23 protein-coding genes and 2 riboswitches are annotated in these 23,738 nt (G+C 68.9%); of the genes, 17 read left to right on the top strand and 6 right to left on the bottom strand.

Features of this window, described 5'->3' with window-relative positions:
• Nucleotides 1-15: 15 nt before the first annotated feature.
• The 5 genes from folP to EDD27_RS41790 are packed head-to-tail and all read left to right on the top strand — an operon-like array spanning nt 16 to nt 2,626.
• Nucleotides 16-873, top strand: a complete 858-nt coding sequence (gene folP, locus EDD27_RS41810) for a dihydropteroate synthase (protein WP_127937364.1) — start codon at nt 16-18, stop codon at nt 871-873.
• A complete protein-coding gene (locus EDD27_RS41805; RefSeq protein WP_127937362.1) occupies nt 870-1,316 on the top strand; it encodes a nuclear transport factor 2 family protein in 447 nt (148 codons plus the stop codon). The genes folP and EDD27_RS41805 overlap by 4 nt, the downstream gene beginning before the upstream one ends.
• The gene (gene folB, locus EDD27_RS41800) at nt 1,306-1,671 is read left to right on the top strand and encodes a dihydroneopterin aldolase (RefSeq protein WP_127937360.1); all 366 of its coding nucleotides are present in this window, start codon (nt 1,306-1,308) and stop codon (nt 1,669-1,671) included. The genes EDD27_RS41805 and folB overlap by 11 nt, the downstream gene beginning before the upstream one ends.
• The gene (gene folK / locus EDD27_RS41795; RefSeq protein ID WP_127937358.1) at nt 1,668-2,171 is read left to right on the top strand and encodes a 2-amino-4-hydroxy-6-hydroxymethyldihydropteridine diphosphokinase; all 504 of its coding nucleotides are present in this window, start codon (nt 1,668-1,670) and stop codon (nt 2,169-2,171) included. The genes folB and folK overlap by 4 nt, the downstream gene beginning before the upstream one ends.
• Nucleotides 2,168-2,626 carry a DUF3180 domain-containing protein gene (locus EDD27_RS41790; RefSeq protein WP_127937356.1) on the top strand — a complete coding sequence of 153 codons (459 nt, stop codon included), beginning with the start codon at nt 2,168-2,170 and terminating at the stop codon, nt 2,624-2,626. The genes folK and EDD27_RS41790 overlap by 4 nt, the downstream gene beginning before the upstream one ends.
• Nucleotides 2,627-2,644: 18 nt before the next feature.
• On the opposite strand, the gene EDD27_RS41785 is transcribed toward EDD27_RS41790, so the two are convergent.
• Nucleotides 2,645-3,787: an acyltransferase family protein gene (locus tag EDD27_RS41785; RefSeq protein WP_127937354.1), complete on the bottom strand. Its 1,143-nt coding sequence runs from the start codon at nt 3,785-3,787 to the stop codon at nt 2,645-2,647.
• The gene (locus tag EDD27_RS41780) at nt 3,784-4,929 is read right to left on the bottom strand and encodes an NADH-quinone oxidoreductase subunit D (RefSeq protein WP_127937352.1); all 1,146 of its coding nucleotides are present in this window, start codon (nt 4,927-4,929) and stop codon (nt 3,784-3,786) included. The genes EDD27_RS41785 and EDD27_RS41780 overlap by 4 nt, the downstream gene beginning before the upstream one ends.
• A gap of 121 nt (nt 4,930-5,050) precedes the next feature.
• On the opposite strand from EDD27_RS41780, the gene EDD27_RS41775 reads away from it, so the two are divergent.
• On the top strand, nt 5,051-5,716 hold the full coding sequence (locus tag EDD27_RS41775) for a DoxX family protein (protein WP_127937350.1): 666 nt from the start codon (nt 5,051-5,053) through the stop codon (nt 5,714-5,716).
• A gap of 37 nt (nt 5,717-5,753) precedes the next feature.
• Here the strand turns inward: EDD27_RS41775 and EDD27_RS41770 are convergent, their stop codons facing one another.
• A complete protein-coding gene (locus EDD27_RS41770; RefSeq protein ID WP_127937348.1) occupies nt 5,754-7,037 on the bottom strand; it encodes an aminotransferase class V-fold PLP-dependent enzyme in 1,284 nt (427 codons plus the stop codon).
• A gap of 45 nt (nt 7,038-7,082) precedes the next feature.
• Nucleotides 7,083-7,198, bottom strand: a riboswitch (SAM riboswitch).
• A gap of 193 nt (nt 7,199-7,391) precedes the next feature.
• On the opposite strand from EDD27_RS41770, the gene EDD27_RS41765 reads away from it, so the two are divergent.
• Entirely contained in the window at nt 7,392-8,582 is a 1,191-nt protein-coding gene (locus EDD27_RS41765; protein ID WP_127937346.1) for a cytochrome P450, read from the top strand.
• A gap of 135 nt (nt 8,583-8,717) precedes the next feature.
• Here the strand turns inward: EDD27_RS41765 and EDD27_RS41760 are convergent, their stop codons facing one another.
• Nucleotides 8,718-9,680, bottom strand: coding sequence for an SAM-dependent methyltransferase (locus tag EDD27_RS41760; RefSeq protein ID WP_127937344.1), 963 nt, complete (start codon nt 9,678-9,680; stop codon nt 8,718-8,720).
• A gap of 190 nt (nt 9,681-9,870) precedes the next feature.
• Here EDD27_RS41760 and EDD27_RS41755 point away from each other — a divergent pair, with 190 nt between their 5' ends.
• The 5 genes from EDD27_RS41755 (at nt 9,871) to EDD27_RS41735 (ending at nt 15,740) form a co-directional block, all read left to right on the top strand.
• The gene (locus tag EDD27_RS41755) at nt 9,871-10,092 is read left to right on the top strand and encodes a chaplin (RefSeq protein WP_127937342.1); all 222 of its coding nucleotides are present in this window, start codon (nt 9,871-9,873) and stop codon (nt 10,090-10,092) included.
• A gap of 312 nt (nt 10,093-10,404) precedes the next feature.
• Nucleotides 10,405-11,295: a Rossmann-like and DUF2520 domain-containing protein gene (locus EDD27_RS41750; RefSeq protein ID WP_127937340.1), complete on the top strand. Its 891-nt coding sequence runs from the start codon at nt 10,405-10,407 to the stop codon at nt 11,293-11,295.
• Nucleotides 11,296-11,355: 60 nt separating this feature from the next.
• Complete coding sequence (gene panC / locus EDD27_RS41745) at nt 11,356-12,192, top strand: pantoate--beta-alanine ligase (protein ID WP_127937338.1); 837 nt, start codon at nt 11,356-11,358, stop codon at nt 12,190-12,192.
• Between the two features lie 242 nt (nt 12,193-12,434).
• The gene (locus EDD27_RS41740) at nt 12,435-14,954 is read left to right on the top strand and encodes an L-aspartate oxidase (protein ID WP_127937336.1); all 2,520 of its coding nucleotides are present in this window, start codon (nt 12,435-12,437) and stop codon (nt 14,952-14,954) included.
• 3 nt (nt 14,955-14,957) lie between these two features.
• Complete coding sequence (locus tag EDD27_RS41735; RefSeq protein ID WP_127937334.1) at nt 14,958-15,740, top strand: type III pantothenate kinase; 783 nt, start codon at nt 14,958-14,960, stop codon at nt 15,738-15,740.
• Nucleotides 15,741-15,797: 57 nt separating this feature from the next.
• On the opposite strand, the gene EDD27_RS41730 is transcribed toward EDD27_RS41735, so the two are convergent.
• Nucleotides 15,798-16,277 carry a hypothetical protein gene (locus EDD27_RS41730; RefSeq protein WP_127937332.1) on the bottom strand — a complete coding sequence of 160 codons (480 nt, stop codon included), beginning with the start codon at nt 16,275-16,277 and terminating at the stop codon, nt 15,798-15,800.
• 156 nt (nt 16,278-16,433) lie between these two features.
• Between EDD27_RS41730 and lysX the strand changes: the two genes are divergently transcribed.
• A complete protein-coding gene (gene lysX / locus EDD27_RS41725; protein ID WP_127937330.1) occupies nt 16,434-17,915 on the top strand; it encodes a bifunctional lysylphosphatidylglycerol synthetase/lysine--tRNA ligase LysX in 1,482 nt (493 codons plus the stop codon).
• 929 nt (nt 17,916-18,844) lie between these two features.
• Entirely contained in the window at nt 18,845-19,057 is a 213-nt protein-coding gene (locus tag EDD27_RS41720) for a helix-turn-helix domain-containing protein (RefSeq protein WP_127937328.1), read from the top strand.
• 9 nt (nt 19,058-19,066) lie between these two features.
• Here the strand turns inward: EDD27_RS41720 and EDD27_RS57290 are convergent, their stop codons facing one another.
• The gene (locus EDD27_RS57290) at nt 19,067-20,020 is read right to left on the bottom strand and encodes a C40 family peptidase (protein ID WP_277750789.1); all 954 of its coding nucleotides are present in this window, start codon (nt 20,018-20,020) and stop codon (nt 19,067-19,069) included.
• Nucleotides 20,021-20,115: 95 nt separating this feature from the next.
• A riboswitch (cyclic di-AMP (ydaO/yuaA leader) is annotated at nt 20,116-20,266 on the bottom strand.
• A gap of 277 nt (nt 20,267-20,543) precedes the next feature.
• On the opposite strand from EDD27_RS57290, the gene EDD27_RS41710 reads away from it, so the two are divergent.
• From EDD27_RS41710 to EDD27_RS41690, 3 genes are all read left to right on the top strand, one after another.
• On the top strand, nt 20,544-21,101 hold the full coding sequence (locus EDD27_RS41710) for an amino-acid N-acetyltransferase (protein WP_127937324.1): 558 nt from the start codon (nt 20,544-20,546) through the stop codon (nt 21,099-21,101).
• A gap of 97 nt (nt 21,102-21,198) precedes the next feature.
• Nucleotides 21,199-22,713: an RDD family protein gene (locus EDD27_RS55995; RefSeq protein ID WP_206641883.1), complete on the top strand. Its 1,515-nt coding sequence runs from the start codon at nt 21,199-21,201 to the stop codon at nt 22,711-22,713.
• 109 nt (nt 22,714-22,822) lie between these two features.
• Entirely contained in the window at nt 22,823-23,311 is a 489-nt protein-coding gene (locus EDD27_RS41690; protein WP_127937322.1) for an RDD family protein, read from the top strand.
• Nucleotides 23,312-23,738: the final 427 nt, after the last annotated feature.

Below are 23,738 nucleotides of genomic sequence, written 5' to 3'. Positions count from 1 at the left end.
GCCTAGGCTTGGCCCATGACTAGCGTGCCCATTAGCGTGCCGGGAGGTGCGGAGCGGTGCCTCGTCATGGGCGTGGTCAATGTGACACCCGATTCCTTCTCCGACGGCGGGATGTGGTTCGACGAGACCGCAGCCATCCGCCACGGCCTGGAGCTGGTCGAGGAGGGGGCCGACATCGTCGACGTGGGCGGTGAGTCCACGCGTCCAGGGGCGGCCAGGGTCTCGCTGGACGAGGAGCTGGCCAGGGTCGTCCCGGTGATCAGCGCGCTGGCCGCGGAGGGGGTGCCGGTCAGCGTCGACACGATGCGCGCGGAGGTCGCCATGGCCGCGGTCGAGGCGGGCGCGCGGCTGGTCAACGACGTGAGCGGCGGCCTTGCCGATCCGGAGATGCCGCGCGTGGTGGCGGCGACCGGTGTTCCCTACGTGGTGATGCATTGGCGCGGCCACAGCCATGACATGGAGACCAGGGCCGTCTACACGGATGTGGTCACAGAGGTGCGCGAGGAGCTGAGCAAACGGGTGGACCTGGTGCTGGCCGAGGGGGTTTCGCGGGAGCAGATCGTGCTCGACCCCGGCCTCGGCTTCGCCAAGAACGCCGAGCACAACTGGGCGGTGCTGGCCGGGATCCAGCAGTTGGCCGAGTTGGGCTACCCGCTGCTCATCGGGGCGTCGCGCAAACGGTTCCTGGGGCGGCTGCTGGCCGCGCCTGACGGCACCCCCCGTCCGTTCAGCCGCAGTGACGACGCCACGCTGGCCGTGACCGCGCTGGCCGCACACGCGGGTGCCTGGTGCGTACGTGTGCACGAGGTCGGCCCCAACGCCGATGCCGTGCGCGTGGCCGCCGCATGGAAGAGAGCGGGAGCAGGCACATGAGCGTCGACACGGCCGCGATCGAGACGGTCAACCAGGAGTTCTACGCCGCCATCGAGAGCGGCGATCTCGACAAGATGACCGACATCTGGGCGGAGGACACCGCCGACGACCAGGTGAGCTGCGTGCACCCCGGCTGGACGCTGCTGGCCGGCCGGTCGGAGGTGCTGCGGTCGTGGGCGCTGATCATGGCCAACACCACCTACATCCAGTTCGTGCTGACCGATGTCAACACGACCGTGCTGGGCGACGTGGCCGTGCTCACCTGCGTGGAGAACATTCTGACGGCCGGCGAGGAGGGTGAGGCGAGCTTCGCCGCGGGCAAGGTGGTGGCGAGCAACGTCTACATCCGCACCCCGCAGGGCTGGCGGCTGTGGATGCACCACGGGTCGCCGGTGCTCCAGGGAGACGACGACGAGGAGGAGGAAGGCGAGCTTGAGCGCTGATCGCATCGCTCTCAAGGGCCTGCGGGCCAGGGGGAGGCACGGTGTGCTCGCTGCCGAGCGGGAGCTCGGCCAGGAGTTCGTGATCGACGCGACGCTGTTCCTCGACACCGCGCCCGCCGCGGCCGGCGACGACCTGACGAAGACCGTCCACTACGGGGAGCTGGCCGAGGCCCTGGTCGCGGTCGTGGAGGGCGAGCCGGTCGAGCTGATCGAGACTCTGGCGCAGCGGCTGGCCGATGTGTGCCTGGCCAGCGAGCTGGTGCACAAGGCCGAGGTGAGCGTGCACAAGCCGGCGGCGCCGATCCCGCTGCCGTTCGACGATGTGATCGTGACGATCGAGCGGAGCCGCTCATGAAGGCCGTCCTCGCGCTGGGCAGCAACCTGGGCAACAGGTTCCAGATCTTGCAGGGTGCCGTGGACGTCCTGTTCGACGCGCCTGACCTGGAGTTCGTCGCGGCGTCGCCGGTTTACGAGACCGACCCGGTCGGCGGTCCCCCGGGGCAGGATCCCTATCTCAACGCCGTCGTGATCGCCGAGACCACCTTGGAGCCGCACGCGCTGCTGGAGCGGGCGCTGAGCGTGGAAAACGCCTTCGGGCGGGAGCGGGAGGAGCGCTGGGGACCCCGCACGCTGGACGTGGATCTGATCGTCGTGGGCGACCTCGTCTGCGACGACCCCGAGCTGACGTTGCCGCATCCGCGGGCCCATGAGCGCGCGTTCGTGCTCGTGCCGTGGGCTGAGGCCGACCCGCAGGGCACGGTGCCCGGCCACGGCGGGGTGCGCGACTTGCTGGAAGGGCTCGACAAGCAAGGGGTGCGCCTGCGCCCCGATCTCACGCTGCAGAGGCCGGATTGAGGCCCACGCACCCCGGCCACCTGGTCGGCATCCTCGTCATCGTCTCGCTGCTGTCGTGGGCGGTGGTCCGGCAGTTCTACTCCGGCCTGTTCCTTCTGCCGTGGACGGCGATCCCGACCGTGTTGTTGCTGGCCATCGGCGAGGGCTACAGCGCCTGGGTCACCAAGGCGAGGATCGCCAGGAAACCGGGGACCAAGCCGGTGGAGCCGCTGGCGGTGGCCAGGCTGGCCGCGCTGGCGAAGGCGTCGGCGTACGCGGGGACGCTGTTCGGCGGGCTGTTCGCCGGGTTCGCGCTCTACACGGTGCAGATCCTGGACCGCGAGACGCCGCGTTCGGAGTTCTTCATCGCGACGGGCTCGTTCCTGGCCTGCACGGCGCTGGTCTGCGCCGCGCTCTACCTGGAGCACTCGTGCCGCACCCCGAAGGATCCGCAGGACAGTCAGCCACCGACATAGCGGCGCGAAGGGCTGATGTCAGCCATGCTCCGAGCCTACGGAGCCGCCGATCTCCTCGTTCCGCCTGCGCGTGATCGGCGTGCGGCGGCGGCCGAAGAGGTAGATGACCGGGGCGGTGCAGATGAGCGGCCCGATGATGGCGATGGGGCGCTCGATCCACCATTCCCCGTCCGGCGGGATCGTGCTGCCGAGGGTGCCGAGGAGCCACCACGACAGGCCCAGTGAGATGGCCATCCCGGTGGTGTGGAACAGGAACAACGGCAGCGCGTACCGGTTGATGAAGTCGTTGACCCGGCGCCAGCCAGGCCGTTCGAGCACTCGCTCCATCGCCGGCCGGAGCACCTCGACCAGCCCGATCTGGAACAGCAGCAGGGCCACGATCACGAAGGTCGGCGGCGCCATGTTTGACCATTTGTCGCCGGGCACACCCACCATCGAGCCCGGGTAGATGCCCGAGTACACCAGCCCGAACAGGGCGAACAGCCCGGTCCACAGCAGGGCGACGTCGTAGCGCCTGGGCAGGGCCACGATCCGGTCGTAGAAGAATCCGGCCTGGTGCGCCAGCCCCCACACGATGATCATGTTGAGCCAGCCCACCCAGTCCACGCCGTACCGGAAGCGCACCACGTCCACCACCAGGGCCGCCCCGCCGAGCCAGATCAGGGTCAGCACGTCGTAGCGCTGGTGCAGCCAGAGTGCCACGGGAAGCAGCGCGATCAGCACGAGGTAGACCCCCAGGAACCACAGAGGGCTGAGTACCAGCAGCACCACCCGCCACATCCAGTCCACCTGGAACGTGAACGTGACCGCCGACCCGATCGCGACCCACACGCCGGACAGGAACAACGCGGGTAAAGCCAGAGCCCGGATCCGCCGCCAGACGAACGACCCGATGCCGACGCCGCGCTGCTTGGCCCGGTGCCAGGACAGCAGGTGCACGTGCCCGCCGACATAGAAGAACAGCGGCAGCACCTGCAGCAGCCAGGTGAGGATCCACAGCCCAGACGTGAAGCCGAGCGGGCTGGTCGGCTCAGGGCCGTGCGGTTTCCACACCAGGATCGTGAACGCCCAGTGCCACACCACCACGACGACCAGGCTCAGCGCGCGAAGCCAATCGACGTATTTGTCGCGTTCCTGGTTGCCCGCGTCCTTGGATGTCACTTGTCGATATCACCCACGACGAAGAACATCGAGCCGAGGATGGCCACCATGTCGGCCACCAGGTGCCCCGGCAACATCTCCCGCAGCACCTGGATGTTGCTGTACGAGGCGGAGCGCAGCTTGAGCCGCCACGGCGTCTTGTCGCCCTTGGAGACCAGGTAGTAGCCGTTGATGCCGAGCGGGTTCTCGGTCCACGCGTACGTGTGCCCCTCAGGCACCTTGAGCACCTTGGGCAGCCGCTGGTTGATCGGCCCCGGCGGCAGCGAGCGCAGCCGCTCGACGCAGGCGTCGGCCAGCTCCAGCGAGACTTTGAGCTGCTCGAACAGCACCTCGAAGCGGGCATGGCAGTCGCCCCCGCTCCCGGTGACGACCTTGACGGGCAACTCGGGGTAGGCCAGGTACGGATCGTCGCGGCGCAGGTCGAAGTCCACCCCGGAGGCGCGGGCGATGGGGCCGCTGACCCCGTACTGCATGATCTGTTCCTGCGTGAGCACCCCGACGCCCTTGGTACGGGCCAGGAAGATGTCGTTGTGCAGGATGAGGTCCTCGATGACCGGCACGCGGCGGCGGGTCTCCGCGACCGCCTCCGACACCCGGTCCAGCCAGCCGAGCGGCAGGTCCTCCTTGAGCCCGCCGACGCGGTTGAACATGTAGTGCATGCGCCCGCCGGAGATCTCCTCCATGACCGCCTGGATGCGCTCACGTTCGTTGAAGGAGTAGAAGATCGGCGTCATCGCCCCGAGCTCCAGCGGATAGGACCCGAGGAACATCAGGTGGCTGAGCACGCGGTTGAGCTCGGCCAGCAGCGTACGCGCCCACACGGCCCGGACCGGCGGCTCCATGCCGAGCAGCCGTTCGGCGGCGAGCACCACGCCCAGCTCGTTCGCGAACCCCGCCAGCCAGTCGTGCCGGTTGGCCAGCATGATGATCTGACGGTAGTCGCGGACCTCGAACAACTTCTCCGCGCCCCGGTGCATGTAGCCGATGATCGGCTCGGCCGTGGCGATGCGCTCGCCGTCCAGTGTGAGCCGCAGCCTGAGCACCCCGTGCGTTGACGGGTGCTGCGGGCCGATGTTGAGGATCATGTCCTCGGTGGCCAGCTCCTTGGCGCCCGCACCGATTCCGACCACGCGTTCCGTCATATTGCCATGCTGCCACCGTCGCAGGTGGTGATCCAGGGCGGGGGATGGTCAAGGAATGGTACGGAAACGCATCGCTACAGAGGACTTGGGGAGGAATCGGGGGAACGGGGGGAGATGCACTATGAAGAAGGTTCTGTTCGATATAGCGGTCTTGATCGCGCGGGTGGCGACCGGCGTGGTCTTCATGGCGCATGGCCTGCAGAAGTGGCAGCACGGACTCGGCGCCACGACGCAGGACTTCAGGGAGATGGGTATCCCGTTGCCCGAACTCTCGGCCGGCTTCGCCAGCATCGTGGAGACCGTGGGCGGCCTTTTCCTGATCCTCGGGCTGCTGGTGCGACCGGTCGGCCTGCTGCTGTTCATCAATATGCTCGGCGCGATCGCCTTCGTGCACTGGGGAAAAGGGATCATGGTGACCGAGGGCGGCTGGGAGCTGGCGGGTGCGCTGGGCGCCCTGGTTCTGCTGTTCGCGGCGGTCGGCGGCGGGCGGATCGGACTCGACGCGTTGTTCGGGATGATCTTCCGGCGCCGGGCACAGCGCCGGGCCGAGGAGGGCAGCGTGGGCGCCCACCGACGCGGCGGGGCCATGGGCAGCACCGAGACGATGGGCGGCCGAGGTGGTCCGTTGACGCCCTCGGAGCCCACCACGCGGGAGAAGCCGAACGTGCCCAGGCAGCCGACCGGGCCCCGGTCCGGCGTGGGCGACCACGACGAGGAGATGCGGGACATCGACGCCCTGGTCTCCGACGACGACCAGCCGGAACACCGCAAGCCGCCGAACCGGTGAGCGGCGGGCCGTGCCGCTGAGCCGGGCGAGCGCCCTCTCAGCGGGAGACGAGGTCCCGTAGCGCCTCGACGAGCCGGTCAACGTGCTCCTGCGTGGTCCCGATGCCGATCGAGGCCCGTACCGCGGAGGCCGTGCCGTCCTGGCAGCCGCCGTTGGCGGTGCCCAGCAGGTGCCGCACGAACGGGTGCGCGCAGAACTTCCCGTCGCGCACCCCGATGCCGTACTGGCTGGACAACACCTCGGCCACCTCACGAGCCGAGTACCCGTCCACGGTGAACGACACGATTCCCACCCGCGGGTGATCGTCCCCCCACAGTGACAGCTCCCGCACGCCCTCGATCGAGGCCAGCCCCGACCGCAGCCGGGCCAGCAGCCGCTCCTCCTCGCGTACCAGCGCCGTCCAGCCGGTGGCGGTCAGCGCGTCGCAGGCGGCGGCCAGCGCGATCGCGCCCAGCACGTTCGGGGTGCCGGCCTCGTGGCGCGGCTCGGGGTCCTCGTGCCACTCCGCGACGTCTTCGACCGAGCGCACCGCGCCCCCGCCCTTGAGGTACGGCTCGCCCTCGGCCAGCCAGTCCCGCCGCCCCACCAGCGCCCCCGCCCCGAACGGCGCGTACAGCTTGTGCCCGGAGAAGGCCACGTAGTCCAGGTCGAGCGCGGTCAGGTTGAGCCGCCGATGCGGTACGAGCTGCGCGGCGTCCACCAGGATGCGCGCCCCGTGCCGGTGCGCGATGTGAGCCAGGGCGGCGATGGGCCAGAGCTCACCGGTGACGTTGGACGCGGCGGTGACCACGAGCAACTTCGGCCCTTCGATCCCGGCCAGCGCCTCGTCGGCGGCGCGCACGGCCTCGCCGGGGAAGGCGGGCGGCGCCAGCCGTACGGACTTCCGCCAGGGCAGCAGGGAGGCGTGGTGCTCGGTGTCGAAGACCACCGTGGTCGTGTCCGCGGGCAGGCAGCCGGCCAGCAGGTTCGTGGCGTCTGTGGTGTTGCGGGTGAAGATCACGGCGTCGTCCGAGCGGGCGCCGACGAACGCCTTGACCGTCTGGCGGGCCTGCTCGTACCTGGAGGTGGTGAGCTGGGAGGCGTAGCCGGCGCCGCGGTGCACGCTGGAGTAGGCCGGGAGGGCGGCGGCGACGGCAGCGCTGACCGGCTCCAAACAGGGCGCGCTGGCCGCGTAGTCCAGGTTGGCGTACCCGACCAGCCTGCCGCCCTTGACCGGCACCTGCAGGTCCGCGCCGAGCACGGCGGGGATCGGCCGGCTCTCGGCGGCCGGGGACTCAGCGGCCTGGGCGGGGACGGAGCTGAAGATCGTCAGTGTGGACACGGCACATCTCCCTCAGGGGTCATCGGACCCCTGGAGCAGCCACGGAGCCCGCGCTTGCCCGCCACACCTCGTGACGGACCAGGTCTTCACCCGGGGCACCCCGCCGCGGACGCGAGGGTTGCCGGCCAGCTAGCCGGGGCTTGTCGCTGGCACTCATGACCTACGCCCGCACTATAACCCACTACCTCCGACAAAACGCAAGTCGGCGAACTTTCCCGAGCCTTTCCAGGCCGATCACATGGCGTTCTCGGTCGTCGTGGAGCTGCTGAACATCAGGATGCGCAGCAGGCACGCCAAGCGGGCCGAGCGGCAGGAAGGGGAAGAGGCAGAGCCTAAGGCTTCTACTATGAAGTGGTGCGCTTTGATCCCTGGAATCCGGATTTCGTGGCCTACCCCTACCGGGTTTACGACGAGCTGCGGCGCGATGCGCCCGTCAGCTACTTCCAACCCACGAACCAGTGGCTGATCTCGCGCCACGCCGACGTGAACACCCTGCTCAGGGACCGCCGCCTGGGCAGGTCCTACCTCCACGTGGCCACGCACGAGGAGTTCGGCAAGCAGCCCGAGCCGGACTTCCAGGAGCCGTTCTGGCGGGTGATCAGGGCGGGCATGCTGGACGTCGAGCCGCCGGTGCACACGCGGTTGCGCCGGCTGGTCTCCAAGGCGTTCACGCCGCGCATGGTCGAGTCCCTGCGCCCGCGCGTGCGCGCGATCGCCGAGGGCCTGGTGGACACGTACGTGGAGAAGGGCGGCGGGGATCTGATCGCGGAGGTCGCCGAGCCGCTCCCGGTGACCGTGATCGCGGAGATGCTCGGCATCCCCGACGGTGATCGCCATCTGCTGCGCCCCTGGTCCGCCGACATCTGCGGCATGTACGAGCTCAACCCCAGCCTCGAGGCCCAGCACACCGCGGTCCGCGCGGCCGCGGACTTCGCCGGCTACCTCAAGGCCCTGGCCCGTGAGCGGCGGCAGCGTCCCGGCGACGACCTGATCAGCGCGCTCGCCGGCATCGAGGAGCTGACCGAGGACGAGCTGGTCGGCACCTGCGTGCTGCTGCTCAACGCCGGCCACGAGGCCACGGTGAACGTGACGGGCAACGGCTGGTGGTCGTTGTTCAGGAACCCCGGCGAGCTGGCACGGCTGCGTGCGGACCGCTCCCTGCTGCCCACGGCCGTCGAGGAGCTGATGCGCTGGGACACGCCGCTGCAGATGTTCGAGCGGTGGGTGCTGGAGGACATCGAGGTCCACGGCGTGACGATTCCGCGTGGGTCGGAGGTGGCGCTGCTGTTCGGCTCGGCCAACCGGGACCCTGCCGTGTTCGAGGAGCCGGATCGGCTCGATGTGGGGCGGGCCGACAATCCGCACATCTCCTTCGGGGCCGGAATCCACTTCTGCCTGGGCGCGCCGCTGGCCCGGATCGAGCTCATGGAGTCGTTCGGTGCGCTGCTGGACCGGGCGGCCAAGCTGGAGTTGCGCCAGGAGCCTGTCTGGAAGCCCGGCTTCATCATCCGCGGCCTGCACGCCCTGGACCTCACCGCGGAATGACGCGCCGACGCTGATCGCACCGGCACGCCGCTGGTGATCGAGCCGGCTCGCCCGCCGTTGGCCGCGCCGACCTGCCCGCCGTTGGCCGCGCCTTGCCACAACGTGACGGCGGCGACGCGGTCGGGAGAGCGCACCTCACCGCCGCTGGTCGAGCCAGCCGAAGCTGCCGAGGCCCGACGGGTCGATGAGCTCTCCCTCCTCCGACGCCCTGGCCAAGGCGCGGAGGTAGGCACGGGGATCGGTGCCGGCCAGCTCCATGGGCGGCCGGACGCCGGTGATCCCCAGGGCCCGCAAGGCGTCACGCTGTGTGGACAAGGTTGTGGATATCGCGCCGGCCCGCCGCCCCGCCTCGGCGCACGCGTCGAGCGCGACGTGGGCCGTGATATCGCAGGTCCCGTCCGGAATAGGGGCGACGACGGCGCCGTCGCGGTATCCGGTCAGCGTGCCGCATAGCGGTCGGTTGTCCACAGGATGTGCATAATCGATGGCGATCGCCCTGCCGCTGGTGAGACGCGTCACGACCGACGCCCAGGCTTCGTCGCGGGGACGGCCGATCTCCGCTCGTGAGCCCACCCGGGGCAGCGGCCACCACCGATCCAGCCACTCCCGGTCGGCGGGCCGGAGCGGGCCGCCGAGACGCTCCTCGCCGGTCCGGAGGTCCACCAGGACGAGCCGCGGGCCGTCCGGGGTCTGCTCGGCCACGTCCAGCGGAATGTTGTCGAGCCACTCGTTGGCGATGGCCAGGCCCGAGATGCGGTCCGGCAGACCCTTACGCCAGGCGATCTGCTCGGGAAGCCCGTGCGGCCTGGGGGAGAGGTCGACGGCCGTGACACGCAGCCGGTCGCGCAGCGCGGGCTCGGCGGCGGCCAGCACTCCGGTCATCAGAGCGCCCTCGCCCGCGCCGATGTCGACCAGGTCGAGCTCCTCCGGCGCGCCGAGCTCGGCGTCGACCTGTCTCAGCAGCGTCAGCACTGCCTCGGCGAACGCGGCCGACGCGCTGACCGAGGTGCGGAAATGGCCCGAGGGGCGCTCGCGGAGGTAGAAACCCTTCTCGCCGTACAGCGCTCGCTCCGTCGCGGCGCGCCAGGAGAGCCACATGCTTGGACTATCTCACGACTTTCCTCTGATACGCACAGTCATCATGTGACTACTCTTTGTCGCCAGCTTGCGCTATCTTTACCGAGCGGCATCGAGTGATCGCGTTCCGCCAACCCCTCAGTGGCGGAGCCGATCCTCCAGACCGAGCAAGCATCCGCGGCCTGGCGCCGCGCAACCGAGAGGAGCTCTCATGCTGAAGAAGATCCTGGCCGTGGCCGGTGCCGTAGCGACGTTGTCGCTGGTCGCCCCGGCGGCGCACGCGGACGTGACGAGTGGCGACGGCGGTGTGCTGTCGGGCAACCAGGTGCACCTTCCGATCAGCATCCCGATCAACATCTGCGGCAACGCGGTGGCCGTCATCGGCCACGCCTTCGCCGGTTGCAAGGGTGGCGCCAAGGTGATCGGCTACTGATCGGCCGAAGGGAGCCCGGACCGGCGCGGTCCGGCCCGGGCTCGATCCTGGTCGGTCAGTCGGCGGATGAACCGGCCAGGCGCACCTCCGAGGATCGCACTATTGCGGGCGTCGGGTCCGGCCAGGACTCGGCGCCCGCGGCCATGCGATGAACCCCTCTCCTCATCTCTTCCGACAGGGGGTGCACCTTTTGTATGCCCTTGTCGCTTTTGTCGGTAACTCAACATGCGGCAAAGCACCGGTCACATCTGTAGTACGGAGAGGCCGTTACGCTGGTCGGCAGTGCCATTTGCTCGACAGGGGTGTGACGTCATGGACGCAGGGGATCGCCCGGCACGGCTGACCGTCGGCGTGCTCGGATCGGGCAAGGTCGGCTCGGCTCTCGGCGCCGCGTTGGCGCAGGCAGGACACCGCATCGTGGCCGCGAGCGGGGTCTCGGACAATTCCCAGCGATGGGCGGCGGACCGGCTCGGCGTCACGCCGTCGCGGCCCGACGAGGTGGTGGCGGCGGCTCAGCTGATCCTGCTCACCGTCCCCGACGACGCGCTGCCCGACCTCGTCAGTGGTCTGGCCACGACCGGGGCCGACCTGAAGGGCAAGCTGCTGGTGCACACCAGCGGGGCGTACGGGCTGGCGGTGCTCGAGCCGGCGGCCAAGGTCGGCGCGCTGCCGTTCGCGCTGCACCCGGTGATGACGTTCACGGGCCGCGACGACGATCTCAACAAGCTCACGGGCATCTCCTACGGCGTGACCGCGCCTGACACGCTGCGCCCCATCGCCGAGGCCCTGGTGATCGAGATGGGCGGCGAGCCGGTCTGGATCGCCGAGGCCGACCGCGCGCTCTACCACGCCGCACTGGCCGGGGCGGCCAACCACATGGTCACGCTCATCGCGGAGTCGCAAGAGCTCCTGGGCCGCATCGGCGTCGAGCACCCCGGGCGCATGCTGGGTCCGCTGCTCAGCGCCGCGCTCGACAACGTGCTGCGGCTGGGCATCGCCGGCCTGACCGGACCCGTCGTGCGCGGCGACGCCGGCACGGTGCGCAAGCATGTGGACGCGCTGATCCTGGCGGCTCCGGAGGCGGCCGACGCCTACATCGCGCTCGCCAGGCTCACGGCCGACCGGGCGCTCGCCGCGGGACTGCTCAAACCCGAGGAGGCGGAGCGGCTGCTCGACGCACTCGGGGGCAACATATGGACCTGACGGGCGGCGTCCGGCGACCGAGCCGTCTCAGAGAATGAGGCCATGAAAAGAGAGGGCGCTATGGACCTGATCATCGCCAGGAACCGGGACGACCTGGTCAAAGCGCGGACCGGTGGTGAGGTGGCGCTGGTGCCGACCATGGGCGCGCTGCACGAGGGGCATCGGTCGCTGATCAGGCTCGCCCGGGCCCGGGCCGATCGGGTCGTGGTCAGCATCTTCGTCAACCCCCTGCAATTCGGGCCAAGCGAGGATTTTTCCCGCTATCCCCGTACGTTTGACGCGGACCTTGAGGTGTGCCGCTCCGAGGGGGTGGACGTGGTGTTCCATCCCTCCGCGGGCGACATGTACCACCCCGACCGCCAGGTGAGCCTGCGCTCCGGCCGGATGGGCGAGATCGTCGAGGGCGCCTCCCGGCCGGGGCACTTCGACGGCGTGCTGACGGTCGTGCTGAAACTGTTCAACCTCGTCCAGCCGCACGTGGCGATCTTCGGGCAGAAGGACGCCCAGCAACTCGCGCTGATCCGGCGCATGGTGGCCGACCTCGACGTACCGGTCGAGATCATCGGCGCGCCGACCGTACGCGAGCCCGACGGCCTGGCCCTGTCCAGCCGCAACCGCTACCTGTCGGCCGCGGACCGGCAGGTGGCGCTGGCGCTCTCCCGGGCGCTGCGCGCGGGCGCCGCGGAGCCGGTCCCGTCCAGGATCCGAGCGGCCGCGCACGCGGTGCTCGACGCGGCGGGCCCCGAGCTCGACGTGGACTATCTGGTCCTGGTGGACCCGGCGACGTTCACCGAGGTGCAGGAGTCCTATACAGGTGAGGCGGTCCTCGCCGTGGCCGCCAAGGTGGGATCGACCAGGCTGATCGACAATGTCACCCTGACCTTGAATCCGACCTGAGGCGGATTGCCGTCGGAATCATGACCGACGAGGCGTTACGGGCTGGTCTCGCACGAGCGCCGCGCGGCGGTGGGGCTGGAGCCGTTCGCCGAGTACGAGAGGTTCAGCAGGAAAATCGGGGCACCGGAAAGCCGGAGGACACCGGACCGGTCGAAAGCGGGTGAGCACCCCGGGGCATCTTCACGCCATGCCAGGCGTTATCGTCATAGTGACGAAATCGTCTCTGAGTGAGGAGACCCCGAATGAGCGCACCGGCGATTCCCCTGCGGCTGACCGCTCCCGCGCCCGGCTGGAGCGCCGAGGCCGACGTCGTCGTGGTGGGCTCCGGCATCGCGGGCCTGACCGCGGCCCTGCACTATGCCGAGCTGGACCCCACCGCCAAGGTCATGGTCGTCACCAAGGACGTGTTGTCGTCAGGCTCCACCCGCTGGGCCCAGGGCGGCATCGCGGCCGTGCTCGACCCGCGCGACACGCCCGAGGAGCACCTGAACGACACGCTCCTCGCCGGGGTCGGCCTGTGCGACGTGAAGGCGGTGCGGACGCTGGTGACCGAGGGCCCCGCCGCGCTGCGGCGGCTGATGGAACGCGGCGCCAACTTCGACCGCACCCCCGACGGGAGACTCCAGCTCACCAGGGAAGGCGGTCACCGGCGGCGCAGGATCGTGCACGCCGGCGGCGACGCCACCGGCGCCGAGGTACAGCGCGCGCTGATCGAGGCGGTGCAGGCCGCCTCGATCGAGGTGATCGAGCACGCACTGGTGCTCGACCTGCTCAAGGACGCCCAGGGCCAGGCCAGGGGCGTGACGCTGCACGTCATGGGCGAGGGTGCGCGTGACGGCGTCGGCGCTGTGCTGGCCAGGGCGATCGTGCTGGCCACCGGCGGCATGGGCCAGGTGTACGCCGCCACCACCAACCCCATGGTCTCCACCGGCGACGGGGTCGCGCTCGCGCTGCGCGCCGGGGCCGTGGTGCGGGACATCGAGTTCGTCCAGTTCCACCCGACCGTCCTCTGGCTCGGGGAAGGATCGACGGGCCAGCAGCCGCTGATCTCCGAGGCGGTCAGGGGCGAGGGCGCGGTGCTGATCGACCACGACGGCAACCGGTTCATGGAGAACGTGCACGAGCTGGCCGACCTGGCGCCGCGCGACGTCGTGGCCAAGGCGATCATGCGGACGATGCGCGCGACCGGCCGCGAGCACGTCTACCTGGACGGCCGTCACTTCGGCCGGGAGAAGTGGGAGACCCGGTTCCCGACGATTTACGCCGTCTGCCGCGAGCACGGCATCGACCCGGCCACCGAGCCCATCCCGGTGGCCCCCGCCGCCCATTACGCCAGCGGTGGCGTGCGTACGGACCTGCGCGGGCGTACCTCCATCAAGGGCCTGTACGCGTGCGGCGAGGTCGCCTGCACCGGCGTGCACGGCGCGAACCGGTTGGCCTCCAACTCGCTGCTGGAAGGGCTCGTCTTCGCCGAGCGCATCGCCGAGGACATCCACCAGGCACGCCCGGCGCCCGGCGAGCCGGTCGCGAACCAGGCCGCGCCCGGGCTGGCCGACCCCCGCATCAGGTCGCGGATCCAGGCCCACATGAGCGCCGGGGCGAGCGTGCTGCGCAGCCGCGAGTCGCTGCTGGCGACGGCCAGGGCGCTGCGTGACGCCCGCTGGACCCCCGTCGAGGTGCCGGCCTGCACCGAGTCGTGGGAGGTCACGAACCTGCTGACCGTCGCCACGATGCTCACCGGCGCGGCGGCGGCCAGGCTGGAGACGCGTGGCTCACACTGGCGCGAGGACCACGACACCCGTGACGACGACGAATGGCTGGGGCACCTGGACGTGACCCTGACCGAGGAAGGCCCCCGCATGACGTACACGCCCCATGGGATTCCCGCGCGCCTGAAGGAGGAGCTCAGCGTCGCCGGGCTGGACCCGGCCGAGGTGGACGCGCTGATCGAGCGGGCGCTCGAGGAGGACCTGCAGGAGGCAGGCGACGTGACGAGCCTGGCCACCATCCCGGCCGCGCAGCGGTCGACGGCCGACGTGGTGGCGCGCAAGGACGGCGTCGTGGCGGGGCTGGCCGTGGCGGAGGCGGTGTTCGTACGGCTGGGCGCGGCGCGTACCGAGCGGCGGGCCAAAGACGGTGAGCGGGTCCGGGCGGGTGACGTGCTGATGACCGTCGAGGGCCCGACCCGGGCCCTGCTGACGGCCGAGCGCACCGCGCTCAACCTGCTCACGCACCTGTCCGGGGTGGCCACGCTGACCGGCAGGTGGGTCGAGGCGATCAGCGGCACGGGGGCGCGGGTACGCGACAGCCGCAAGACGTTGCCGGGGCTGCGGGCACTGGAGAAGTACGCGGTGCGCTGCGGCGGCGGCGTCAACCACCGGATGTCGTTGTCGGACGCCGCCCTGATCAAGGACAACCACGTGGTGGCGGCGGGCGGCGTGGCCGAGGCGTTCAGGGCGGTCAGGGAGCGGTACCCGGATCTGCCCATCGAGGTGGAGATCGACCGGCTGGATCAGCTGGAGGCCGTGCTGGACGAGGGCGCCGAGGAGATCCTGCTCGACAACTTCACGATCGAAGACACCGCCCGTGCCGTACAAGTCGTGAAAAATCGGGCGGGAAACAGGATTGCGCTCGAAGCCAGCGGGGGATTGACCTTGGAATCGGCCCGCCCGGTGGCCGAAACTGGCGTTGACTACCTGGCGGTGGGAGCGCTGACGCACTCGGCGCCGGCCCTGGACATCGCACTTGATCTGCGGGGGTAATTGATGCTGCTCACGATCGACGTCGGCAACACGCACACGGTGTTGGGGTTGTTCGAGGGCGAGGACGTCATCGAGCATTGGCGGCTGGCCACCGACGCCCGCCGCACCGCCGACGAGATCGCGGTCGTGCTCCAAGGGCTGCTGGCACAGTCACCGCTGCTCAAGGGCGCCGACATCGACGGCATCGCCATCTGCTCCACGGTGCCGAGCGTGCTCAACGAAATGCGTGAGATGTGCCGCCGTTACTACGGCGACGTCAACGCGGTGATCGTGGAGCCGGGCATCCGCACCGGGGTGCCCGTACGGATGGACAACCCCAAGGAGGTCGGCAGCGACCGCATCGTCAACGCGCTGGCGGCCATCGACCAGTACGGCGGCCCGTGCATCATCGTCGACTTCGGCACCGCCACCTCGTTCGACGCGGTGTCGGCCAAGGGCGAATACGTCGGCGCGGTCACCGCTCCCGGCATCGAGATCTCGGTGGACGCGCTGGCCGCGGCCGGTGCGCAACTGCACAAGGTGGAGCTCGTCAGGCCGCGCTCCGTGATCGCCAAGAACACGGTGGAGGCCCTGCAGGCCGGCATCATCTACGGCTTCGCCGGACAGGTGGACGGCATCGTCGAGCGCATGGCGGCCGAGCTGGCCGACGACCCCGACGAGGTGACCGTGGTGGCCACCGGCGGGCACGCCGCGCTCGTGGTCGGCGAGTCGCGCTCGATCGACGTGCACGAGCCGTGGCTGACCCTCATCGGCCTGCGCCTGATCTACAACAGGAACGCCACATAGGACAAGCGGCCCTCCGCTCGGGTAAGAGGGCCGCTTGCGTATATGACCAGGAGAGGATTACTCGCTCTCGGCGGTGTAGATGTACTGCCAGGGGCCGCACTTCTTGGGGTAGTTGCTGTGCACGCCGATCTGGCACACCTTCGCCCGCACGGCGTAGACGTCGTGCTCCTGGAAGTGGAACGGCTTGTAGCCGGGGAAGCCGCAGTACTTCTTGTAGTAGACCGGGGACCAGTCGTGGTCGAAGTCGCTGGCCTCGAACTTCACGAACGCGCACTTGCCACCCTCGTCGTAGGTCCGGTTGTCCAGGTCGTAGAGCTTGCCCCAGACGTGGACCTCGTTCGACTCCCCGTCGTGGTCCCAGTTGACGCTGACCTTGCCGTGGGCCTTGGCCAGGCCGTGCTTGGCGTAGACCGCGCCCCAGGAGTGGGAGTAGTCGTCGTAGTCGGGCGACGTGGCCGACGCGGCGGTCGGGAGCGACAGGGCGAGTGCCGTGGTGGCGGCGACGGCGAGGGCGCCGGTCGCGATCTTCTTCAACATCTTCTCTCCTTGAGCTCCCCTGGGCCGGCTCCCTGCCGGCTCCCCCCTGAGCTCGTGAGTAATTAATAAGTGGAGGCTCTTGCAGCGTTCCTGCGTACTCCCTGCAGGGGGCCGACGAGTCCTTGCAGTTCGCCATATCCCCTACGCTTTGTTGTTGTGAGCGACGAACTTCCCGAGCAGATGCGGATCCGGAGGGAGAAGCTCGACCGCCTTCGCAGCGAAGGCGTCGACCCTTACCCGGTGAATTTCCCCCGTACGGCGACCAACGCCGAGGTCAGGGAGAAATACCAGGCCCTGGAGCCCGACGCCGCCACCGGTGACACGGTCGCGGTCGCGGGCCGCGTCATGCTCAGCCGCGTGGGCGGCAAGCTCTGCTTCGCCACGCTCAGGGACGGCGAGGCCGACCTGCAGGTCATGATCTCGCTCGACAAGGTCGGCGAGGAGTCGCTCGCACGCTGGAAGCGCGACGTCGACCTGGGCGACCACGTCGGCGTGATCGGCGAGGTCATCACCTCGCGCCGGGGCGAGCTGTCCATCCTCGCGGAAAGCTGGCAGATCACCGCCAAGTGCCTGCGTCCGCTTCCGGAGAAGCACGTCGGTCTCACCGACCCGGAGGCCCGCGTCCGCCAGCGCTACGTCGACCTCATCGTCAACGACGAGGCCAGGAAGATGGCCCGCATCCGCAGCGCCACCGTGCGCGCGGTGCGCGACTTCTGGCACGAGGAGGGCTACCTCGAGGTCGAGACGCCGATGTTGCAGCCCATCCACGGCGGCGCGACAGCCCGGCCGTTCAAGACCCACATCAACGCCTACGACATGGAGCTCTACCTCCGCATCGCGATCGAGCTCTATCTGAAGCGGCTCGTGGTCGGCGGCATCGAGAAGGTTTTCGAGGTCAACCGCAACTTCCGCAACGAGGGCGCGGACTCCACGCACAATCCCGAGTTCACCATGGTCGAGGCCTACGGCACCTACCTCGACTACAACGACATGGCGGACCTGACGCAGCGGATGTACCAGAAGGCCGTCGTGGCCGCGCTGGACACGTCCGTGGTCGTGCACGACGGCGTCGAGGTGGACCTCGGCCTCGCCGAGTGGCCGCGCATCACGCTCTACGGCGCGGTGTCGGAGGCCGTGGGCGAGGAGATCACGACCTCCACCACGCTGGAGGAGCTCCGCAAGATCGCCGACCGGCGCGAGATCCACTGGGACCCGAAGTGGGGCTCGGGCAAGCTCGTGCAGGAGCTCTTCGAGGCCCTGGTCGAGCACACGCTCATCCAGCCCACGTTCGTCATGGACTACCCGCTGGAGACCTCGCCGCTCGCCCGCCTGCACCGGGACAACCCGCTGCTGACGGAGAAGTGGGACCTGATCGGCTTCGGCACCGAGCTGGGCACGGCCTACTCGGAGCTCAACGACCCGATCGACCAGCGCCACCGTCTGATGGAGCAGTCCCTGCTCGCGGCCGGCGGCGACCCGGAGGCCATGCAGCTCGACGAGGACTTCCTGCAGGCGCTGGAATACGCGATGCCGCCGACGGGTGGCATGGGCGCCGGCATCGACCGGATGATCATGGCCTTCACCGGCAAGAACATCCGCGAGACGATCCTGTTCCCGCTGGTCAAGCCCACCCGCTGAGACGAGGGCGCGGCCGGGCGCCCTCTGGCCCCGGCGTGCCGCCCACGCTCGTCCCGTGCCCGGCACCTCGGTCTCGGTGAGCCCTCGACGCACGCCAGAGCGCTCACGAAGTCCTCACCGAGCCGTGCCGGCCTGCCTGCCGCGATGAGGTCGCGGAAGGAGTCGTGAAACTCTCTTCTGCCCGGCCGGTGTCCGACACGAGCTCGTCTGTAAGCATCCGGTCAAGGCGCGAGCCAAGATCTCGTTCCAGCCGCGGAACCGCTCGCGGTTCTCTGGAGGCACCCCCAGCGTCTCGGTGATGACCATGACGGGCAGTCGGGCAGGCGAAGCCGGAAACCAGTTCCGCCTCCTCCGGCAACGCGCCGATCGGCTCAGCGATGATCGCCTCGATGCGGGAGCGGAGCCGTTCGACCATGTGCGGTGTGGATGTCTTGCTGACCATGGAGCGGTCGGGCGGGTCCGCCGAGAGGGGCGATGCAACCGGCTGACCTGGATCTTTTCCGTCTGCGGGCCGGAGCCCCGGCCGCGGCGGGGGTCGCGGGGCATCGCTCCGCACAGCTCGCGGGTGGTGGCGACGGCCAGCCCGGCACGGGCGCGGAAGATCGCGCCGCACGCGCTCATCTCGCGATAGCGGGCGTATGGCTCACGCAGAGAGTCAGGTCGTTGGGGTCAAAACCCAAGACCTCGGCCGGGCCCATCGGCCCCCGGGTGGGACCCACGGAACCGTTCAACGAGATCGCTCATTGTGACGACGGTGTGGCCGCCATATCGCGAGTACGTCACATATAACGGATCATGTCAATAGTGCCCGTCAAGTGCGAAGATTCTTGCGCTTGACGACCTTTCCTGGATGCGTTTACCGTCTGCGAGACGAGCGGCTTTGGCCCGTTGTGAGGTCCGAGTTCTGCTGTTGGGGGGGAGGGCTCCCGATGGATGTGCTCACTGAAGGCGTCGCGCTGAGCCATGCTGATCTGGCGTTGCTGGCGGAGCTGGCCAAGGGGGTCACGGTCGATCGCGTGGGCAGACGTCTGGAGATCAGCGGACGGACCGTACGCAGGCGGTTACGGGGGATCTGCGACCGCATCGGGGTGGCCACGGGGATCGAGGCCGTGGCCTGGGCGGCGCGGCGCCAGCTGATCTGACGCCGGCGCCTAGTCGGCGATGCGCACCGCGCCCGCGTACGGCCGGTTCGCGATGGACGCGACGCGCACGACATCACCGGTCCGCGGGGCGTGCACCATCATGCCCCCACCCAGGTAGATGCCGACGTGGTGCAGGTCGCTGTAGAAGAACACGAGGTCGCCCGCGCGCAGCTCGGACCTGTCGATGTGCCGTCCGGCGGTCCACTGGTCGCCGGTGTAGTGCGGCAGCGAGATGCCCACCCGCTGGAAGGCCGCCATCACCAGGCCTGAGCAGTCGTAGGAGCTGGGGCCCTCGGCGCCCCAGACGTACGGCTTGAGCTGCTGGGTCAGCGCCCACCTGGCGGCCTGGGCCGCCTTGCCGTTGCCGGGGATCGGCAGGTTGATGCGCACCGCGCGGGTGCCGGGCCGGCCGGCCTCGCCCATGGCCCGCCTGAACAGGCTGCTCTCTGTCTTGGCCACAAGCTTGGTGATCTTGTCCCGCTTGCCGTCGAGATCCGCGACGATCTTCTGCAGCTCCTCCATGCGGGTCTTGGCGCCGGCCCTGGCGCGGTTGGCGGCGTCCATGGCCTTGGCGAGCTGGTTGACCTGCTCACCCTGCTGCTGCTCCAGCGCGTACGTCGTCGCCGCCTGGTCGAGGAACTTTTTCGGGTCGGTGGACGAGGTGAACGCGAGCGCCCGGCTCAGACCGCCGGTGATGTAGGCGTTCTGGGCGAGCAGGGCGGCCTTGGCCCGCTTGGCGGCGAGACCGGCCTCGCTGTCGGCCAGCGTCTTCTGGGCGGCGTCGGCGGCCTTCTTGGCGATCTTGTACTTCTCCCGCTGGCCGTTGTACTGCTCCGTCAGCGTCTCGATCTCGACATGCAGCTTCTCGACCTGGTCGGAAAGCTCCTTGAGCGAGGGCTCCGGGTCCGCGGACGCAGAACCGGCGGGGATGGCGAACAGAAGCGCGGCCACTGTGAGACTCACCACACCGAGTAGGCGCGAGAGCCGGGCCCGTTCCGGAGGGCGGGCATGCCTGCCCGCCGACTTCCCCCCACGGCCGTGCGTGCGCTTCACCAACCAGCTCCTCTCGTTGACGCCTACCGGGTTAGCTGACGGGTTCGGGCCGGAGCAGCCCTACCGAAGAACTCGGATTCACCCCAGTGGTGGCGTGCGGAGCTTGCCACCGGCGGGTCCCCGGCTCCCCATGCGGGAATTGGGCGTATCGCCCGCGTGCGACACGCGGGGAACGTTGTCGCTGGACACTAATGCACTCCGGGTTCGTGCTCAACCAGAACTGCTCGATCTGTAGAGGTTTCACAACTGAGGGGTCACAAGGTGATCTCGTGATCAACCGTACAGAAGAGACTTTATGTCCTCTTTGTCATTACTTCCGCCGAACGCCGGAAGACGCCGGGCTGGTGCGCATGTGGCTGACGGGTGGTCACCGGATGGGGCCGGACGTCGGAGTTAGGGCCGAGCCGTAATGACATCTGTACTCTGGAGAGCCATGGAGCAGGTGGCCGAACTGACGACGCCGGAGACCGCGGTGGTGGTCCGGCGTGCCCGCACGCCCGACGTGCGCTCGATCAGGCGCCTGGTCGACATCTACGCGGGCGCCGGCCCCCGGATCCTGGAGAAGACCACGGTGACCCTGTACGAGGACGTACAGGAGTTCTGGGTGGCCGAGCTGAGCGGGCGGGTCGTCGGCTGTGGCGCGCTCCATGTCCTGTGGGAGGATCTCGCGGAGATCCGCACGGTGGCCGTCGATCCGGAGTGCCGCGGCATGGGCATCGGCCACCGGATCGTCTCGGCACTCATACGGCAGGCAAACGATCTGGGTCTGCGGCGTGTATTCTGCCTGACCTTTGAGGTGGACTTCTTCGCCAGGCACGGCTTCCAGCCGATCCAGGGCACGCCGGTCTCACCTGAGGTCTACGCCGAACTGCTGGCCTCGTACGACGAGGGTGTCGCGGAGTTCCTCGACCTGGAACACGTGAAGCCGAACACCCTGGGCAACACCCGCATGCTGCTCCATCTGACATCGGATGACGCAGACCTTGACTAGCTGGAAAGGTGATTGTTGATACCTATGTCGATACGTTGGGCAGCACAGGCATGTGTCCTGACACGTGCCACATGCGCACTCGAAGCGAGGTGACACGGTGAGCACCGGACAGCCGCCGTATCCACAGGACGAATCCGGCGAGAACTCTGTGCCTCAGTACGGGCAGCAGAACGCGGGTCGCCACCCCGGCGAACCGGATCCCGACGTCACTGTGGTCGGCTACCGGGCGGACGACGCCTATGGGCAGCAGCCCCAGTATGGCCAGCAGGGCTATGGCCAGCAGCAGGGCTACGGCCAGCAACCCCAATACGGCCAGCAGCAAGGCTATGGTCAGCAACAGCAATACGACCAGCAGGGCTACGGCCAGCAACAGCAATACGGTCAGCAGCCGCAGTACGGGCAGCAGGCGCAGTCTCAGCCGGACTACGGTCAGCAGCAGGCTTACGGGCAGCAGGCGCAGTCTCAGCCGGACTACGGTCAGCAGCACGGTTACGGGCAGCAGGCGCAGTCTCAGCCGGACTACGGTCAGCAGCAGGCTTACGGGCAGCAGCCGCAGTCCCAGCCGGACTACGGTCAGCAGCAGGCTTACGGGCAGCAGCCGCAGTCCCAGCCGGACTACGGTCAGCAGCAGGCTTACGGGCAGCAGCCGCAGTCCCAGCCTGGCTATGGTCAGCAGCCGCCGTCCCAGCCGGGCTACGGTCAGCAGCCGTCGTCCGGGCAGTATGGGGCCCAGCAGCAGGGATACGGTCAGCAGCCGCAGGCGCAGCCGGACTACGGTCAGCAGGGTTACGGCCAGCAGCAGAGCTATGGCCAGCAGCAGAGCTATGGCCAGCAACCGCAGTCCCAGCCGGACTATGGCCAGCAGGGTTACGGTCAGCAGCCCCAGTCCCAGCCTGGCTACGGCCAGCAGCAGGGTTACGGGCAGCAGGGCTATGGTCAGCAGCCGCAGTCCCAGCCCGGCTACGCCCAGCAGCCGCAATACGGCCAGCAGCAGTATGGCGACCAGCAGCAGTACGGTCAGGCCTACGGGCAGCCGCAGCAGGCCGCCTACGGTCAGCCTGGGTACGGCCAGCCTTACGGGCAGCCGGTCGGCGTGCAGCCGCCGGGCGCGCCCGCTCCGCTGGCGGAGTGGTGGCAGCGGTTGGTGGCCAGGCTCATCGACGGTGTGCTCTTCGGCATCGTGATGGTCGTGATTTCGATCGTCTTCACGCTCATCTTCGCTGCGAGCTATGACTCGACCACCGGAGTGACCTCAGGCTTGGTCGGTTCGTTCGTCCTCGGCATCCTGATAGCGCTCGCCCTGACTGCCGTTTACGTCGGCTACGACTTCTTCATGCACAAGACGAAGGGTCAGACGATCGGCAAGATGATCATGGGCATCAAGGTCGTCCAGGTCGGAGGCCCCGTGCCGCCTGGCGGCATCCCCAACGACGCGGCGCTCAAGCGCGCGCTCGGGACGTGGGGCGGCTACATCCTCTACTGGCTGCCCCTCGGAGTTCTGCTCGCCCCCCTCGTGTGCGCCCTGAACGGCGCCTCCATGCTGTGGGACAAGCCACTGCAGCAGACGTTCGCCGACAAGTTCGGGCGTACCGTGGTGGTCAAGATCAAGTAGTCCTCCCTCGCGTAAACATAGGGGCCGGCTTCCCGCCGGCCCCTATGTTTTGCCCGCGGGGCCGTACCAAAATGAGAGAGACCCGTAGTCCCGACGCGAGGTGGAGGTTATGGCCGGGACGCCGCCGAGAGCGGACGCACGGCCGGCGGAATGGTGGGAACGGCTCGCCGCCCGCCTCATTGAAGCGCTCGTCTTCGGGGTCTTCTATTACATTCTGTTCATCGCGCTCTGGGCCATCTTTCGAACTGTCGGGGTCTTGGACGTCTTCGGCGGCCGACTGCCCGGCGTGTGCGCGTGGTTCGCGGCGGGACTGGCTTATGCGGCCTACGACTGGCGCGCTCATTCCCGGTACGGCCGCACGTTCGGCAAGGCGATCATGCGGATTCGTCTGGCCCCGGCGAAGCTTCCGCCGTCTGCCGCGCTCAAACGGACCCTGGTCTATCCGGGGCCGCTCATGCTCATGGGCATTCCAGTGGTCAATCTGCTGGCTGGAATGCTGCTGTTCGGCGTCGGCCTGCTCATCCTGATCGACAAGCCGCTGGAGCGGGGACCGCATGACAGGCTGGCCGGAACGCGCGTCGTAAAAGATCTTCGCTGAGCCTTCCGTACCTGCGCTGATGCCTTTTCGCAAAAATTTCGCTTGATCCGGTAAGGAGCCTGGAGAGACTGGCATTAGGCTATGGGTCGTCCGGGTTGCCGGATGTTGGCGCCCCTGGCGCACGCAGCGCATCTGTGTGCAGCTATGGTCGGGTGCGGGCGGTTGTCGCCTTGCGCTCATGAGGCCTGTCGCGCTCCTCCGGGCCGCGCACGCGCTCATATAGCGCCCCCGAAACCCCGCTAGCCGTGGAGGCGAGGACGAATGGAAGCCCTTACAGACGTATTGTCAGCGCTCATCCCTCCGGTCGTGGTCGGCGGAGCCTTCATCTTTGGCGTAGTGAAGTTGCTCCGCGCCGAGGGGCCCAGGCGCCACCGTAACGGCCAGGATCCGGCCGAGAAGCAGAACTGATCGGCTAGTCAGCCGAATC

It is taken from the genome of Nonomuraea polychroma, assembly GCF_004011505.1.
Taxonomy (GTDB): domain Bacteria; phylum Actinomycetota; class Actinomycetes; order Streptosporangiales; family Streptosporangiaceae; genus Nonomuraea; species Nonomuraea polychroma.
The sequence above is the reverse complement of the archived record's forward strand: the minus strand, read 5'-3'. Positions and strand labels throughout refer to the sequence as shown.